Source organism: Pseudarthrobacter sp. NBSH8, from assembly GCF_014217545.1.
Classification (GTDB): domain Bacteria; phylum Actinomycetota; class Actinomycetes; order Actinomycetales; family Micrococcaceae; genus Arthrobacter.
The window spans coordinates 2,712,316-2,728,303 of the sequence record NZ_CP043178.1 but is presented as its reverse complement, the minus strand read 5'-3'; the positions used below and the strand labels follow the sequence as shown (position 1 = coordinate 2,728,303).

14 protein-coding genes and 1 pseudogene are annotated in these 15,988 nt (G+C 59.5%); 4 read left to right on the top strand and 11 right to left on the bottom strand.

The genetic code is table 11. The features are described 5' to 3' along the window. The first annotated feature begins 42 nt into the window (after positions 1–42). Positions 43–1,256, top strand: a pseudogene (locus tag FYJ92_RS12540) (IS4 family transposase). A 213-nt stretch (positions 1,257–1,469) separates the two neighbouring features. Here FYJ92_RS12540 and FYJ92_RS12535 read toward each other — a convergent pair. The 4 genes from FYJ92_RS12535 to FYJ92_RS12520 form a co-directional block, all read right to left on the bottom strand. Beyond that, on the bottom strand, positions 1,470–2,330 hold the full coding sequence (locus FYJ92_RS12535) for a glycosyltransferase family A protein (protein WP_185261012.1): 861 nt from the start codon (positions 2,328–2,330) through the stop codon (positions 1,470–1,472). Continuing rightward, entirely contained in the window at positions 2,327–2,833 is a 507-nt protein-coding gene (locus tag FYJ92_RS12530; RefSeq protein ID WP_185261011.1) for a GtrA family protein, read from the bottom strand. Before FYJ92_RS12530 ends, FYJ92_RS12535 begins: the two co-directional genes overlap by 4 nt. A gap of 109 nt (positions 2,834–2,942) precedes the next feature. After that, on the bottom strand, positions 2,943–3,902 hold the full coding sequence (locus tag FYJ92_RS12525) for an NAD-dependent epimerase/dehydratase family protein (protein ID WP_185261010.1): 960 nt from the start codon (positions 3,900–3,902) through the stop codon (positions 2,943–2,945). Then, positions 3,892–4,947: a glycosyltransferase gene (locus tag FYJ92_RS12520; RefSeq protein ID WP_185261009.1), complete on the bottom strand. Its 1,056-nt coding sequence runs from the start codon at positions 4,945–4,947 to the stop codon at positions 3,892–3,894. Before FYJ92_RS12520 ends, FYJ92_RS12525 begins: the two co-directional genes overlap by 11 nt. 244 nt (positions 4,948–5,191) lie before the next feature. On the opposite strand from FYJ92_RS12520, the gene FYJ92_RS12515 reads away from it, so the two are divergent. Then, positions 5,192–7,429 (top strand): hypothetical protein, encoded by a 2,238-nt coding sequence (locus tag FYJ92_RS12515; RefSeq protein WP_185261008.1) that lies wholly within the window; start codon positions 5,192–5,194, stop codon positions 7,427–7,429. Between the two features lie 449 nt (positions 7,430–7,878). On the opposite strand, the gene FYJ92_RS12510 is transcribed toward FYJ92_RS12515, so the two are convergent. The 4 genes from FYJ92_RS12510 to rfbA all read right to left on the bottom strand — a co-directional run bounded on the left by FYJ92_RS12510 (position 7,879) and on the right by rfbA (position 10,274). After that, a complete protein-coding gene (locus FYJ92_RS12510; RefSeq protein ID WP_185261007.1) occupies positions 7,879–8,343 on the bottom strand; it encodes a hypothetical protein in 465 nt (154 codons plus the stop codon). A 220-nt stretch (positions 8,344–8,563) separates the two neighbouring features. After that, the gene (locus tag FYJ92_RS19330; protein WP_370526270.1) at positions 8,564–8,869 is read right to left on the bottom strand and encodes a hypothetical protein; all 306 of its coding nucleotides are present in this window, start codon (positions 8,867–8,869) and stop codon (positions 8,564–8,566) included. 133 nt (positions 8,870–9,002) lie between these two features. Next, a complete protein-coding gene (locus tag FYJ92_RS12505) occupies positions 9,003–9,350 on the bottom strand; it encodes a hypothetical protein (RefSeq protein WP_185261006.1) in 348 nt (115 codons plus the stop codon). A 54-nt stretch (positions 9,351–9,404) separates the two neighbouring features. Further along, a complete protein-coding gene (gene rfbA, locus FYJ92_RS12500; RefSeq protein WP_185263790.1) occupies positions 9,405–10,274 on the bottom strand; it encodes a glucose-1-phosphate thymidylyltransferase RfbA in 870 nt (289 codons plus the stop codon). A gap of 57 nt (positions 10,275–10,331) precedes the next feature. Here rfbA and rfbB point away from each other — a divergent pair, with 57 nt between their 5' ends. Together rfbB and FYJ92_RS12490 are read left to right on the top strand one after the other, a co-directional pair. After that, on the top strand, positions 10,332–11,330 hold the full coding sequence (gene rfbB / locus FYJ92_RS12495; RefSeq protein ID WP_185261005.1) for a dTDP-glucose 4,6-dehydratase: 999 nt from the start codon (positions 10,332–10,334) through the stop codon (positions 11,328–11,330). 2 nt (positions 11,331–11,332) lie between these two features. Continuing rightward, positions 11,333–12,736 carry a sugar nucleotide-binding protein gene (locus FYJ92_RS12490; protein ID WP_370525960.1) on the top strand — a complete coding sequence of 468 codons (1,404 nt, stop codon included), beginning with the start codon at positions 11,333–11,335 and terminating at the stop codon, positions 12,734–12,736. Positions 12,737–12,828: 92 nt separating this feature from the next. Here FYJ92_RS12490 and FYJ92_RS12485 read toward each other — a convergent pair whose 3' ends face one another. Genes FYJ92_RS12485 through FYJ92_RS12475 form a run of 3 tightly spaced genes read right to left on the bottom strand, consistent with a single transcriptional unit; the run spans position 12,829 to position 15,935 of the window. Further along, positions 12,829–13,806 carry a glycosyltransferase family 2 protein gene (locus tag FYJ92_RS12485; protein ID WP_185261004.1) on the bottom strand — a complete coding sequence of 326 codons (978 nt, stop codon included), beginning with the start codon at positions 13,804–13,806 and terminating at the stop codon, positions 12,829–12,831. Then, positions 13,799–14,293: a GtrA family protein gene (locus FYJ92_RS12480; RefSeq protein ID WP_185261003.1), complete on the bottom strand. Its 495-nt coding sequence runs from the start codon at positions 14,291–14,293 to the stop codon at positions 13,799–13,801. Before FYJ92_RS12480 ends, FYJ92_RS12485 begins: the two co-directional genes overlap by 8 nt. Continuing rightward, a complete protein-coding gene (locus FYJ92_RS12475) occupies positions 14,286–15,935 on the bottom strand; it encodes a DUF2142 domain-containing protein (protein ID WP_185261002.1) in 1,650 nt (549 codons plus the stop codon). The genes FYJ92_RS12480 and FYJ92_RS12475 overlap by 8 nt, the downstream gene beginning before the upstream one ends. Positions 15,936–15,988 lie beyond the last annotated feature (53 nt).

Here is a 15,988-nt window from a genome sequence, read left to right as displayed (position 1 = left end):
CCAATACCGTTTACTTAGCGCAGGTTCTGTTAATCTTGGTGCATGGCTCGCAGCGGATGGATTAAGCCCGAAATGTTAAGCCCGAAACCCAGGAGCGTTTGAGTGACCATGTCTCGCTGGGTGTTTTGACGCGCGCTTTCCCGCCGGATGTGGTGGACCGGGTGATCGCCCGCACGGGCGCGCGCCAAGTGCGGAACAGGCTGCTGCCGTCTCGGCTGATGGTCTATTACGTCATGGCCATGGCGTTGTTCGCCTCTGGCTCGTATGAAGAGGTGATGCGGTCCCTGCTCTCCGGAATGGAGTGGATCACGGGCCGGTTCAGGGAATGGCAAATGCCGACGAAGGCCGCGATTTTCAAGGCGCGCACGCGGCTTGGTTCGACGGTGATGGCTGAACTCTTCGCGGAGGTCGCCAAGCCCCTCGCGGCACCGGGAAGCAGCGGTTTTTACAAGGACTGGCGGCTGGTCAGCGTTGACGGGACGTGCCTGGACATCGCAGATACGCCCGCGAACGAGAAGTACTACGGGCGGCCCGGCACGGCCACCCAGATCAAGAGCGCCTACCCACAGGCCCGGGTTCTCGGACTCGTGGAGTGCGGCACCCACGCGGTGATCGGAGCCGTGGTCACTGGCTATGGCACGGCTGAGCAGGACATGTTCCCGGGGCTGCACGCGGACTTGGATGCCTCCATGCTGCTGATGGCCGACCGCGGGTTCTTCAGTTACCACGCGTGGCGGGACAGTGCCGCAACCGGCGCGGCACTGCTATGGCGCATGAAGGCCAGCAACGTCCTGCCGGTGCTCGAGGAACTGCCCGATGGCTCGTACCGTTCCGCGGTCTACGCCAACCCCAAGGCCCGCCGGAACAACACGGACGCAATCCCCGTCCGGGTCATCGAATACACCGTCGCCACCGGCGCCAGCACGAGCGATTTCCGCCTCATCACCACCATCCTGGACCCTGACACAGCACCGGCGCAGGACCTGGCAGACCTCTACGGACGGCGCTGGGAAATCGAGTCCTGTTTCGACGAACTCAAAACACACCAGCGCGGCCCCGGAATCGTCCTGCGCTCCAAAACCCCCGACGGGGTCCTCCAGGAAATCTAAGGCTACCTCTGCGTCCACTACGCCCTGCGGTCCCTCATCGGCGAGGTCGCACTGCTGTTCGAAGAAGACCCCTTACGGTTTTCCTTTACACGCACCCTCCGGGCGGCCCGGCGAACCCTCGCCGACCGCCCGGCTTTTTCCCCCTGAAAAACTCCGGAAAGCCTTCACCAGCTTCACCGGCGAGATCCTCCACGACCTCCTGCCGCCACGCCGACAACGAATCAACCCCCGCGTCGTCAAACGCAAGATGTCCGGCTGGCAACTCAAACGAATACCCAAACCGCCTAAGTAAACGGTATTGGGCCTAGCCCCTCCGAACGTTTACACCATTGGTGCCCGGCAGTTCGCCAAGCTCCGTTGTCAGACAGTACTCTCTACGGCGTGTTGGTGCCCCATGCGGCGGTTCAGGCGGACGTAGGCCAGGCGCCGCGCGTAGGACATGGCGATGGCTTTGGCATTACCTACCGTCACATCGAGCCGGCTTAGCAGCGTAGGATCATCCGCTCGCTGCTGATTGTGAAAAGCAATCGCCTGGCCTGACTGTTGACGGGCGAGCCGGACGCTCCATTGGCTGGCGCTGATCCTGAATGACGCCAAGGTTTCCCGGAGCGCTACGAAGTCACCGTGACGGCAGATCCGCACGAGGGTCGCTTCGTCAATGAGGTACGGATGGGTGTTGTCCCACCAGCCTTCCTGGGCAAGAAGATCCCGCCTGAACAAGGAGCATGCTGGCTCGCCGAAGATGTTTGAACCTGCACGCACAGTTGCACGGATGGCTTGGCGGCCGCTGACCAGTCCGTCTACGCCCTGCAGCCCACGTCCCTTCAGGAACAGGCGGCCGTTCGCATCTACCAGATCCCGATGCGAGGAGACCATCACGGCACCCGGATTTGCCTCGAGGGCTGCGACCTGCAGGGTGAGGGCATTGGACGCAATCAGGTCATCGCCACACACGAGCTTCAGGTATTCACCGGTTGCAGCCTGGCTGACACGGTTCCAGTTTGCCTGGGCGCCGCCGCCTGTCGGGGTGGGGGACAGCACCCGGACTTTTGGGTGTTCCTTAAATCGGGCGATCACTTCAGCCGTGCCGTCAATGGAGGAGTGGTCTGCGACAACCACTTCGTAGTCGTCGAAGGTCTGGTTCAAGACGGACTGGAGAGTCTCTTCGATGTACTGCACGTTATTGTAGGCCGGAATGACGATGGAGACTTTGGGACTCATGGTGCACTTTCCTCGGTGGCTTGTGTGGGGGAAGCGGGTTCAGGCCGTCTGCGGAACGAGAAATACTTGTGCCCGAAGTAATTGATGAAAACTGTCACGAACGTGATCGCGATCTGGGCGGGGATCTTCGGATATCCGAGAATTTCATGGGCAACCAGGAGCAGCGCCATGTTGGTGAAGAACATCGTTAGATTGACTAACGTGAAACGCCCGAGGTCCAGCCAGAAGTGGCCCTTCACCCGAAAAACAAGCTTCCGATAGACAAAAAAGACTGCGACAAGGGAAACGACAAATGCGATACTCAGCACGACTGGCGAGGGTAGCGCAGGATAGGCCCAGGCGATCGCCACGAATAATCCGGTACTGAAGGCAGTGTTGCTGACTCCAACCAACAGGAAAGCGATCCGCTGATCCTTGATGATTCTCAGTAGGGGACCGGGGGGACCATCATGGATACCCTTCACAACTTCCACTGGGGAATCGGGTTGCTTCGTGGAAGCCACATAATCTCCGAACTCTAGGGCCGGTAACCGGCAACTTCACACCCCAGACTACCGAAGACGGCAGGGGGCATCACAATCCTTGTGCCCACAGGCCTGGTGTGGGAGCACATCAGAGCTTTCCTGATACCGCCAGCCGCTGGACTTCCTGCACGGTGTAGTTGATGCCAACAGCAAGCGGAGTCACAGGGTGTTCGTCCAGCTCAGGCCAAACCACGGAGCGCAGCCGAAGGTCGTGTGCCTGGGCTTTAGCGAAGGGCGAGGCGCCAAGGATAATCAACGGACGGCGCTTGAAGATAGCGCGGCATGCACCAATGAGGTTGCCGATCGTATCCGCCCTCTGAGAGGCAAGGATCTTCACGATGGTCTCGCCAGGGAGGACGTCCGGCAGGACGAGCCTGTCGATTCCATCGGACACCAACCGGCTGGCGTCGTCAACGAAAAGATAGTCCCTCAGCGTGTCCAACGACACGTAGACCGAAACCGGTGCGCCAGTCAGGTGAGCCTTGGCGAACACTGAGATAAGGCCCTGCGGTTTCCGGAGGTTCTGTCCCGGTCCGTAAAGATTGCTGACCCTTCCGATGAGAGTCCGGACCGCTGTCCGCTTCGCAAAATCCGTCACCGCCGCCTCCGCCTTTAATTTGGCGAAACCATAAGGCGCCAGTGGCTGCACGGGGCTCTCCTCAGTGAACGGCGGCGTGCTTGAACCGGCATAGACTCCGCCGGCCGAAGAAGCAAGGAACATCGCACCCATCCGCCCGTCACCGTCGGCGCAAAGGGTCTCCTCGAACACGCCCAAGGCACGGGAGAACAACGAAAGTTCCGCGTCTAATGCGGCCTGTGAGGTCCCGGTCACTCCCGCGCCGGCGCACCAGGCGATAGTCCATTGACCCGAAGCAGCTGCGTTCCGCAGCTTCTCGGCGCCGAACCGGAATTCGCGGAGTGCCGCCTCCGGGTCAGCCCACGAGATCTTGCTTGTTAAGACCGGTGTCTTGCGTGACTCGAGCTCTCGGACAACGGCTCTTCCGAGGAGACCGCCGGCACCGATGACCCACGTGGGCCTAGCCTGCATCAGCCACCGGGCCCGAGGGCAACTGGGCGGGTGCTTTGTGGATAGTCTTGCCGAGCGGACCCAGAGCGGGGTCACTCACAATGAGGTACGCCGGTTTGCCCATGGCCATGTTGACGTTGACCCCGACGTATTCTGCGATGACCCCCAGAGCGAAGAGTATTGCGCCGGTACTGACGAGGAGGACCACCATCGTCGACGTCCAGCCCTGTTGGCCTGCGCCATGGCCGGTCAGGTACGCGATGACAAAATAGATGGCCAGTCCGATTCCGGTCAAGGCGAAGATTGCACCTATCAGGCTAACCATTCGAAGCCCACGCGTCCCGCTCGAAATCACCATCCGCCAGAAATGGGAGAGCAGCGACCGCAACCGGTATCCGGAGCGGCGGTCGCCTTCTTCCCTCAGCAGGACCGGGCAAGTCGCTGTCTTGTCAGCAATCCAGCCCATTGCGACGTCCAGATAGACGCCGTGCCCGGCGTAGGCGGCCACAGAGCGTGCTACTTCTCCGGTGACCAGCCTGAAGCTCTGGTAGCTCGTGGCGTCGTCGCTGGACAGCAGGAAGCGCACTGCTTTTTTGGCGCCCTTCGACCCGACGTTCCGCAGGAAGCCATGCGGGGCCGGGTTGCTCGGCATTGCGTAAGTGACAGAGGCGTTGTGCTCCATGGCCGTATCCAGCAGGTCGGCGATTGCTGCGGGGTCGTGCTGGCCGTCCTCGTCCATGGTGACGATCCAGTCCCCACCTGCCGAAGCCATACCCGCCAACGTAGCCGCATGTTGGCCGAAGTTCCGGCTCAGCCAGACGCCGCGGACGATGTCAATGGACTGAGTCAAAGAGCGGATCACGGCAGCAGAGTCGTCGGGGCCGTGATCGAAGACCAGCAGGACTTCCGAGATGACGAAATTGTGGCCGCCCTTACTCGTTGACATTTGCCGATAGGGGAGGAGTTCGTTAACTACACCAACGAGGGTCTTTTCGCCTTGGTAGACGGGTATGACCACGGATATGCGGTGGGGCGTCAAGTTAGTCTCGGGTTGAGCCAGTGTCATGTCAGGAGATTCTACCGGCTCAGGCTGGCTTTGTTGGGCCGAAGCCCGCTCCCGCGCCCCTGAGCGGCGGGGGAGACCCTTCTCGAGCACGAGGAATGGACCCTCAGGTATTATGAACCTGTCCCTCGCGCGCTGTCATGCGGCGGACGCATGCCCAAACTGAACGGAACCAGAATTGCAGCCTTCCCTATCGCCGTCGTCACGCAACAGGAAGTGGCTACTGTCAACCGCCGGATCGGTGTTGGTGCTAAGCCTTATCCCGCTCATCTTCCACGGCCGCTTCTACTTCCAAGATGACACCGAGAACGGTGCATACGGCGTGTGGTATCACCTTGGCGAGAGTCTGCTCCAGGGGAAAGTGCCGGTCCTGAACCCCTCAGTCTGGTCGAGCGGAAACTACATCGCGGAGGGGCAGTGGGGCACTTGGAACCCGCTGGTCATGCTGTTCGGTCTCCTCGCCTACGTCAGCCCTAACGCGGTTGTGCTCACCACCGCACTGAAGGTGGCCATGCTGGTCCTCGCCGGCGTTGGTACGTTCGTTCTCGCGAGGAGCTACACGCTGTCGCCCGAGTGGGCCTTCATTGCAGGCATAGCCGTGCCGTTGAACGGATTCACGATGTATTTCGATGCCCCATCATGGGTCACGGGAGCGCTCGTGTGGGCGATTTTTCCGTTTTTCTGGGCGGAGCTACGTCAGTTGATGCTTGGCAAACGAAACCCCTTCTGGGCTTTCGTCACGGGGTACCTGATAGTCACAGTAGGCTACGTCGCTGGGACTGTCGCTATCGGGTTTATCCTTCTGGCCGTCGGTATTGAAGCACTGATCCGCAAGGCGTGGTGGCCGGCCGCCAGGATTGCGCTCACCGGCATATCTATCGGGCTTGTCGCCGTTGTCGTGTTCCTGCCTGGGGTTTTGACAGCCGCTGTCACCACGCGTGGAACAACGGGCATCTGGAACGACGACTACATGAGCATTGACTTCACCAGCCTGTTAATGGCGCCGATCGCCACCGCTTACCCACAGCTCCTTTCATGGTGGTGGTCCGGAACCGCAGCAACAAGCCCGGCCGCTTATATCGCGTGGTTCCTACCCGCCATTGCGTTCGTGAGCTGGGTTCAGTTCAAGAAGCTTTCAACCGATCTGCGGGACCTTTTCTTCTTCCTCGCAGCGTCCGCGGCCTTTGTCTTGCTTCCAACGACAATAGGCCCCCTGCGCTATCCCGCTCGCTTTATGCCATACGTGGCGTTGGCCGCTGTTCTCCTGGTCGTGGTTGCACTGGCCCGTTCCAGGCAGCCTTCGATCAGTCGAGGGTCGCTTTTCTTTGCACTCGGCCTTGTAGTGCTTGGGTCCTACCTCGGCTGGTCCCAGGCCCCGTGGCGTTACTTCACTATCACGTTGTGTGCTGTCTTGATCGTCGCTGGCCTGGTGTCTATGAGATGGCTGTTGAATCACCCTGAGGTCGTTAGGCACAAGTGGAATAAGTTTGGTCTTCCCGCACTATCGTTGTTGGCTATCGGGGTTTTGTTGGCAACGACAGCCACGACCGTACTTCAGCACCGCACGACTGCCCGAAGCGGCTTGTCGATCGCCAACCAGCCCGAAGACGTCTCCACCTATAAAGGTGTGCTCGAGGGCGTCCAGAATGACGTCATCGTTGTGGGGGATCCGCTGGACTACCCACAGGAGAAGGCGACATGGGAAGAGACGCTCATGGCGAACGCGTGGTACCTCAGCAACGCGAACGTAGTGAACCGCTACCAGCTGGTCGGATTCTCCAAGCTCAATGAGTTGCTCTGTCTGCGGTACCTGGGCGGAACCTGCCCCGAACTCGCGGAGAAACTCTTCGATCGCCGGGCAGAGACCGGCCTGCTGCTCGTCGATGAACTCCATCTCGACAACGTACAGATCCTCAAGCGGTCATTCGACAAACCGCAAGTGGCCATGGCCTCCAACAATTACGTGTCACGGGATGAAGAAGTCGAGATACCCGCTGTTCCCGACGGATGGCATGTCGCAACGGAGACTGACGACACCGTCCTGTGGAGCCGCGACGTGCCCCTGGGCCCTGCCGGAGGTGTAACCTGGACCCGGCCTGGCACCGAATTGAGTGAGGTTTCGCGGGACGACACCAAAGTCGTACTCAAGGTCGAGGACGTGCCGGCCGAAGGCGGCCGTGCCGCTTTGAGCCGCCTTCCCTGGCCCGGATACAGTGTGGAAGGCGCCCAATCTACCAATCGCCCCATCGGCGGGTATCTGCTTGGGCTGGCCATTCCCGCTGACGCTAAGGGCAAGCTGATCACCATAAGCTTCGAACCGCCGGGGTGGCGCATAGGGATCGCGTTGTGGGCCCTCGCAGTTGCGGGGATGCTGCTCTGGAGCCTGTTAACCATCAGGCGGAAGCGGTCTGACGGTCCAATGCAGCCCCAGCCAGCAGACGACGGTACCAAACAGCCGGCACCTTCCTACGAGGGAATACGGTAGACGATGACCCGGGCCGGGGAGGGTTATGGTTTCCCCGGCATCTACGTATTGCCTGTCACTGAAGGTCCAGTCCCTTGTTATCGAGGCCAGGCCGCTTTCGCCCAGAGTGTTCATGACTTGGGGTATTTTCACAACGTTGTGGCCTTGACGTTGGTGGGGAGAGAACTCGGGCCGCTGGACTTAACCGAGCCAGTCGACGCCCACGGTGGCCGAAAACGCGGCTTAGGTGTTGGCTTAGCTGCAGCAATGACGAGTCATGGGAGACCCGGTCCGCGGCCGACATTCAAGATCAACGACTTCGACGCCGTCGAGCAGATTGACCCCTCCTGTTTGGTGCGCCTGGCCAAAGCTGATCCGGACCGTGCCTTCACATCCACTTGGCAACTGCGACGCGCCGCCAGGCGATTCCGAAACTGCTGTGTCAAGGTGACCCGATCATGTCTACGCTGTCAGCTACTTCGTTGAGCCAGCGGGTTTGGGGCACCATGTTGCTGGCCGTGCTCCGCAGTAACACCGCGCCACACCAGCCACAAAGCGGCAACCAGCATGACAGTGATGAATGCAAGGGACAGCGAGGTGCCGCCTGGCGGCTGCCAGGACGGGTTGGCGGACACATCGGTCCACGCACGGTCCGCAGCCCAACTGCTTACATAGGGCTGCAGGGTCTGCGCAAACGTCCAGAAGTAGAAAAATGCGACCAGCACGGCTGCTCCCTTCAAGCCCGCCGCCATGTGCCGCGAGAAGGGGCCCGGGTCGATGCGGTCGAGTGCCATTCCGGAAACTATCACCAGCGGAATGAAAACGGCCAGGATGTAGCGGCCCTGCCACGCAATTCCGATAGTGCCGATGGCCTGTGCCTGAAAGAAGCGGCGGGAGGAGCAGGAGCGCTGTAACAAGGAAGACTGTCGCCGCATGCGGACCGCCCTTGGCGCGCACGGTAGCGGACAGGATCAGCGCTGTCGCGATGCCCAGCCAGAGTACAACCGCCCCCAACGAGGGGTGATACTTCCAGCCAACCGAACTGGCCGACGTAGGCCGTTGAGTACTCTAGGGTGCGACTGAGCACTATCAAGAAGCCCGTTACAGGCGACGAGCCTGCCGCCTCAAAGGGACTGCTGGCGAGACTGTCATGGGTTAACAACCACCCACGGGTTGCGGCTCAAGGCTTTCACCTGCGTCCCGGTCCCAAGAATGCAGGCCGCGACCATCATCAAGGCAAGCCACAGGAGCGACAGGCTTTTCGTGTTGGCCAACAGACATCCAGAGGCAGCGATGATTGGCACGAAGCGTGGGTAGGCTGCCGGCTCCAAGGAACGTTCCAGAAGGCAACGCGAGGTTGGCCAGCAGGGGGGCCGCAGTCGCGTATTCGAGCGAATTTGGATTCACTACGCCATTGAGGAAGAGAACCATTGGGGTAACAGCGACAGCTGTCGAGACCATGGCCCACTTGCGTTGGCGCATTTGCGAGAGTGCGGTAAAGGTGAGGGCCAGGAAAAGCAACTTAGTAGGGAACTGACCATCCGCATGCCATAGACAACTCCAGGGTCGCTGCTGAACAGAGACCGGAGACCGGCTACGGCGTAGTAGACGGGGTTGTAGTTTCCTGCCGAAGTGCGTGCCCCAACCAGTTCATCACTGTTCCCTGTGTGACATCTGCATGCTGGGCGAAGCAATCGAAGCTGTCTAAGTACGCAATTCCTGTCGGGATTATGACGTACCGAAAGGTGCCGACCCCGGCCTTTTCCAGGCCTGCCATCTCGCCCCGGACAACAGCCGCCGCTTTGATGACCTGGGCAGGTTCATCGGGCGCACCCATCAGCGGCGTTGCCACAGTCCACGCCGTGGAGAGTCCCATCAGCAGAAGGAATGTCAGCCAGAACGTTTTCCGTCCGGAGTCCTCGCCGCCGCTATGTCCGACCATCTTCCGGATCCGATCGAGGAACCTATCCCGACTGTGACGGAGCCGCACTGTGGATTAGCGGCCGTTTTCCAGGAGGCCCAGCAGGTACGTTCCGTAGCCGCTCTTGCGCAGGGGTTCGGCCCGCTGTCGAAGGTCGTCATCGCTAAGGAAGCCTAGCCGCCATGCGATCTCTTCCGGTGCCCCGATCTTCAGACCCTGCCGGTTCTCGGTCGTGCGCACGAAATTGGAAGCATCGTTGAGGTCATTGAATGTACCGGTATCCAGCCAGGCCGTGCCGCGGGGAAGTATCTCAACCTGAAGTTTTCCTTGGTCCAGGTATGTCCGGTTCACGTCTGTGATTTCCAGCTCCCCGCGAGGCGATGGCTTGAGGCTCCGCGCAATTTCAACGACGTCATTGTCATAGAAGTACAGCCCGGGAACGGCATAGTGGCTCTTGGGCTTTTCCGGCTTCTCTTCCAAAGAGATGGCCTTGCCGCTGGCGTCGAATTCCACAACACCGTATGACTTCGGGTCAGCGACCCAATATCCAAAGACTGCACCGCCGTCGATGTTCTCGAAACGGCGAAGCTGGGTTCCCATACCCTGACCGTAAAAGATGTTGTCGCCTAGAACAAGCGCCACTGGCTCGTTGCCAATGTGCTCCGCTCCGAGGATGAACGCTTGCGCCAGCCCGTCGGGAGACGGCTGTTGGAGATAGCTCAAGTTGATACCAAACTGCGAGCCATCCCCCAGTAGGCGCTCAAACTGTTCGGCGTCGTGGGGCGTGGTGATTATGAGGATGTCCCGGATTCCGGCCAAAATGAGGGTGGAGAGCGGATAGTAGATCATCGGCTTATCGAAGACAGGCATCAGTTGCTTGCTGACGCCTAGAGTGATCGGATGGAGCCGTGAGCCGGTACCGCCGGCCAGAATGATTCCGCGCATATAGCCTATCTTTCCTGCTGACTCGTGCATCATCCAAATCCGGTAACCTTTGAAACTATGCAGCGACTATTAGTAACCGGCGGCGCCGGCTTCATTGGCTCCAATTTTGTCCACTACGTCATGTCCACAACGGACCACCACGTGACCGTCCTTGACAAGCTGACGTACGCAGGCAACGAGGAGTCGCTGACGCACCTTCCGGCCGAGCGGTTCCAGTTCGTCAAGGGTGACATTTGTGACCAGCCGCTCGTGGACGAGCTGGTCGCAGCTCACGACGTTGTTGTTCACTATGCTGCTGAGTCGCACAATGACAACTCGTTGCATGACCCGCGGCCGTTCCTGGACACGAACATCATCGGCACGTACACGCTAATCGAGGCGGCCCGGAAGCGTAATAAGCGTTTCCATCACATCTCCACCGATGAGGTCTACGGGGACCTGGAGCTCGATGACCCGGAGCGGTTCACTGAGCAGACCCCGTACAACCCGTCCAGCCCGTACTCGTCCACGAAGGCCGGTTCTGACCTTCTGGTCCGTGCCTGGGTGCGTTCCTTCGGGCTGCAGGCGACCATCAGCAACTGCTCGAACAACTATGGCCCGTACCAGCACGTGGAGAAGTTCATTCCGCGTCAGATCACCAACGTGATCGACGGGATCCGCCCCAAGCTCTATGGCATGGGGGAGAACGTGCGTGACTGGATCCACGCCAACGACCACTCCTCGGCCGTACTGGCCATCATTGCCAAGGGCCGGATCGGGGAGACCTACCTGATCGGCGCCGACGGGGAGAAGAACAACAAGGACGTCGTGGAGCTGATCCTCAAGCACATGGGCCAGTCCCCGGACGCGTACGACCACGTGGTTGACCGGCCGGGCCATGACCTGCGGTACGCGATCGACTCTACTAAGCTCCGCGACGAGCTGGGCTGGGAACCGCAGTTTTCCAACTTCGACGCCGGCATCGAGGACACCATCGCCTGGTACCGGGACAATGAGGAGTGGTGGCGGCCGCAGAAAGCCGCAACTGAAGCAAAATACAAAGTGCAGGGCCAATAGGCATGGACTTCCAGAAAAAGCTCGCTGCCACGGAGACGCCCATTCCTGGCATGCTGCTTTTCGACCTCCCGGTATATGGCGACAACCGTGGCTGGTTCAAGGAAAACTGGCAGCGGGAGAAGATGATGGCGCTCGGGCTGCCCGATTTCAGCCCCGTGCAGAACAACATCTCGTATAACGACAAAGCCGGTACGACCCGGGGGATTCATGCCGAACCATGGGACAAATTTGTTTCCGTGGCGACTGGCCGCATTTTTGGCGCCTGGGTGGATCTTCGCGAAGGTCCGACTTTTGGCGCCGTGTTCACGGCTGAGCTGGATGCCGGCAAGGCGATCTTCATTCCCCGCGGCGTCGCAAACTCCTACCAGACGCTGGAGGACAACACGTCCTACGTCTATTTGGTGAATGACCATTGGTCCGCCGATGCGGAGTACACGTTCGTGAATCTAGCTGACGAAACCGTGGGCATCTCCTGGCCTATTCCGCTGGAGAAAGCGGAACTGTCCGAAAAGGACATGGCTCACCCGCGGCTGGCGGAGGTCACCCCGATGGCGCCCAAGAAAACGCTGGTGCTCGGGGCTGACGGGCAGCTTGGGAAGGCCCTGCGATCGGCGTACGCGGGGGATCCCGGCGTGGAGTTTGCTGACCGGAGCACCTTTGACCTCCTCGATCCTGCGTCGTTTGGCAACCGAAACTGGCGGAAATATTCCACCGTCATCAACGCTGCAGCGTTCACGGCGGTGGATGCGGCTGAAACGGAAGAAGGCCGCCAGGCTGCGTGGGCACTGAATGTCACCGCGGTTGCGGAACTGGCAAGGATCGCCGTCGCCCATGGCCTGGTGATGGTGCAGGTCTCAAGCGACTACGTCTTCGACGGGTCCCGTCCTTCCCATGATGAGACCGAGGGCCCGGCTCCTCTGGGCGTCTATGCCCAGACCAAGGCTGCGGGCGACGCCGTTGTCAGTGTGGTTCCACGGCATTACATCATCCGGACCAGCTGGGTCATTGGTGACGGGCCGAACTTTGTCCGAACCATGGCGTCCCTCGCGGAAAAAGGAGTTTCACCCGCCGTTGTCAACGACCAGATTGGCCGTCTGACCTTCTCGGAAGACCTTGCAGCCGGGATCAAGCACCTCTTGGATGTCGGGGCACCGTTTGGTACGTACAACCTGACGAACGACGGCGAGCCCCGGTCCTGGGCGGACGTTGCGGCTGACGTTTTCGAACTTTCCGGGCGCCCGCGGGGCAGCGTCACCGGCGTCTCCACATCCGAGTATTTTCGCGGAAAGGAGGCCGCGCCCCGGCCCTCTAACAGCGTGCTGGACCTGACAAAGATCACCGGCACGGGTTTCCGCCCTGAACTTGCTGATACCCGCCTCAAGGGCTACCTACAGAACAGCAAGTAGCCAACGGCAAATCGGCAGTATCCCTTTCCCTTCACGGCGGCGGCAACATAAGAAGCGAGGCCCGGGCTGAACCAGCCCGGGCCTCGCTTCGCTTAACGCTTTGTCCTGCCGTGGTTTCGAATGTGCGGCAGACTGGGTGCCGAGGGACTGGCCTGTATGTCAAGCTGCAGCGCACTAATCAATAGTTGGGTTCCCAGCATCAACGGCAATGCGGCTAGCATCACGGTGGCCGCGGTTGCCACAGTACTGGACAGGATCTGGAAGCAAACCCAGATGCTGATGACGGAACCCACCCCAAACAGGGCCATTCCGAGGAAGAGCATGAGGGCAACAGGGGAGAAGGACCACAGCACATAGCGGTACCAAATCCGCTTCCAGAATCCGGTCCCAAGCATATGCAGCAGTTCGGGAACAACTTTGCTGAGCCTGATGCTGGAAACTTCGTCGCCGTACACCGCTGGGATGGGGACGTCTATGGCGGGAACCTGGAGGATATTCAAGTTCAGGAGCATATCGTTCTCGAAGCTATAGCGCTTGGAGATCGTGTCCAGGGGCAGGCGCTGCAAAATTTCAGTCCGGACGGCGGTATAACCGTTCTGAGGATCAAAGAGATGCCAGTATCCCGACGCAAGTTTGGTCATGAAGGACAAGAGAATGTTGCCAAAAATGCGGTATTTGGGCATCCCCGAGAATGAGCCTGCGGAAAAGAACCGGTTCGCCTTGGCGAATCCGTAGCCGTCGTCCACGACCTTTTCCAAGAGATCGGGAAGATAAGCAGGGTCCATCTGGGCATCGCCGGCCATCACGACATTCACATCGGCGCCGAGCTCCATGGCTTTTCGGTGCCCCGTGATAATGGCACCTCCAACACCCTGGTTGACGTCATGACGAATGAGCTCCACCCTGGAGTCTGACATTGCACGGACTGCCGCAGAAGTATTGTCCGGGCTGCAGTCATCAACGATAACAATGTGGTCCACGTAGTCGGGCATGGTTTCAATGACTTGCCCGATCATTCTCTCCTCTTTATAGGCGGGAACGACTGCAGCGATTCGGGCGCCGTTATACATTGTGGATGGGGTCCTTTCGATTTTCTTCCTCGACATGGTCCCGCGTCGGCTGCTTGCCTCCGAATACCCAGTGCTTGTAGAGGAAATAGTTCCATACAGTGGTCGCGGCCGTGGAAACCACTTTTGCTCCGCCATAACCCAGGCCGGTGAGGGATAAAAGCTGCACGATGAAGACGGTTGCTATTGTGTTTGCGCCAACCAAGAGGGTGTATCGGCCGAGACTAACGTGTGTTCTGTGGGCGGATTCGAAGGAAAAGAGCTTCTGGACTGTGTAGCTGAAGGCGAAGCTGAGCAGGAACGCGATGGCAGTGGCCACAGAGAGGTTCCATTGGAAAACCTCCCGGAATAGAACGAGAAGACCCAGGTCGACTGAGAACGACAGGCCCCCAAAAAACAGGTATCGGAAGGCGCTATGATTTATGGCTCGCCGTAGAGACTGGATCGGCTTGCGCTCGTCAACGTTCTGATCCCGTTGGTGATTATGCATGATCCGTCATCCTGTCCGCAGGATGCCCGCAGACGCTTTCTGCTGATACAGGTTCGGTGGTGTTACCGGCAGCGGGCAAACCGTCAGGGCTATTAATATGTCGTTTGAGAAGCACAGCGGCTATTACCAAAGTCGCCGAGAAGATGATTACGACACCAACAATGCCAAGCGGCGGCTGCCATTCTGGGGCCCCAAGCATGTCACCCCACCGAACGTCCAGTGAAAGGCCGGTCGTGTATCGCCGGAGCACCCATACAAAGGTGACGATTTGTGCAACTACCGCGATATTGACAACGGCGCCGAGGGCCCTCCGCCCCTGCGTCGGGATGCGCCCAGTAAGCGACCTGTCAAGGGCGAAGCCGGCCATAAGCATAAACGGAACGAATAGGGCGAGGATGTAGCGCCCCTGCCAGATGATTCCCTGCTCGGAAATGACTTGGGCTTGAAGTGCTATGGGAAGGACGATAAGGCTGACTGCCAAGAGCAGGGCGGCGAGGCGGGATCGTCCCCGGGTAAATAGCAGGACAGAGAAGGTGGCCACGAAAATGATCGCCATCCAAAAGGCAAGTACGCCTACAGGGGCATCGAGTTCCAACCAGCCGAATTGACCTATCCACCCGAGCATGTGGCTGAATGTTTTATCGAGCATGATTTCCACGCCATCGGCGGGCTCCAGGCCGGCGCCCTCAAATGGTTTGCTGCTCAGGCTGTCGTGCCGGACGATCCACCTGACAGCGAACGCGCACGCAAGAGCAATGACGCCGGCACCAGCGAGGACTGCGGGGGTCTTGACTAAGCGTTTCAGTTGGACGCCTGTCGCCGTGAGCATGACAGCCAGAACGATTATTAGCAGCCAAAGTAAGGAAAGAGCCTTGGTATTGGCAAGCAGCGCAGCGGCGGCTGTGGTTATTGCTATTGGAAGAATTGGCAGGCGCTCCAATGAGGACTTCCGAAGAAGCAAGAGCAGATTGGCTGATATCGCTGCCGTTGTCGCGTACTCGAGACTGTTCGGGTTAACTGATCCATTGAGAAAAAGGATCATTGGCGTAATAGCGCCCGACAGAGTGATGAGTGCCCACTTGTTGCGACGCAACTGGCTTACCGCGCCGAATGCCGCGGCGAGAAAGAAGCTGCTCAACAAGGCGCTGACGAAACGCATTACGTACACTGCGGGGAACCCCGATGCGGCAAGCGACGGCCAACCAACGATTGCGTAGTAAATCGGGTTGTAAAGTCCCGCAGTGGTTAGTGCTTTGACCGTATCGTCAGGGTCTCCGTCGAGGTGGGGGGCGCACGTTGGCGTTTTGTCCAAATGCCTCGCGAAACAGGTCATAGCATCCACGTATCGGATGTAACGAGGGACATCGACAGCGAGCAGCGGCCCATCGGTACCGACTTGTGTACCACCAAGTTGACCGCGGGCGACGGCGGCGGCTTTTGTGACATGGGCCGGCTCGTCGGGGATAGCAGCAATTGGCGAGGCGAAGGCCCACGACCAGCTCAGGAACAGCAACACCAGGAAAGATGGCAAAAACCAGGATCTGCCTTGGGCCGCACGGAAACCGGTTATCCGGGCAGAGATCACTGAAGAAGCCTCCTGTTGCTTTGTGTCTTGAGCCGAAAGGGCCCTGAGTGAACGCACCCGGTGTGTAATTCTACAGCAGAAGGCATGGCCGCCTGGATGTCCGGTCTCCT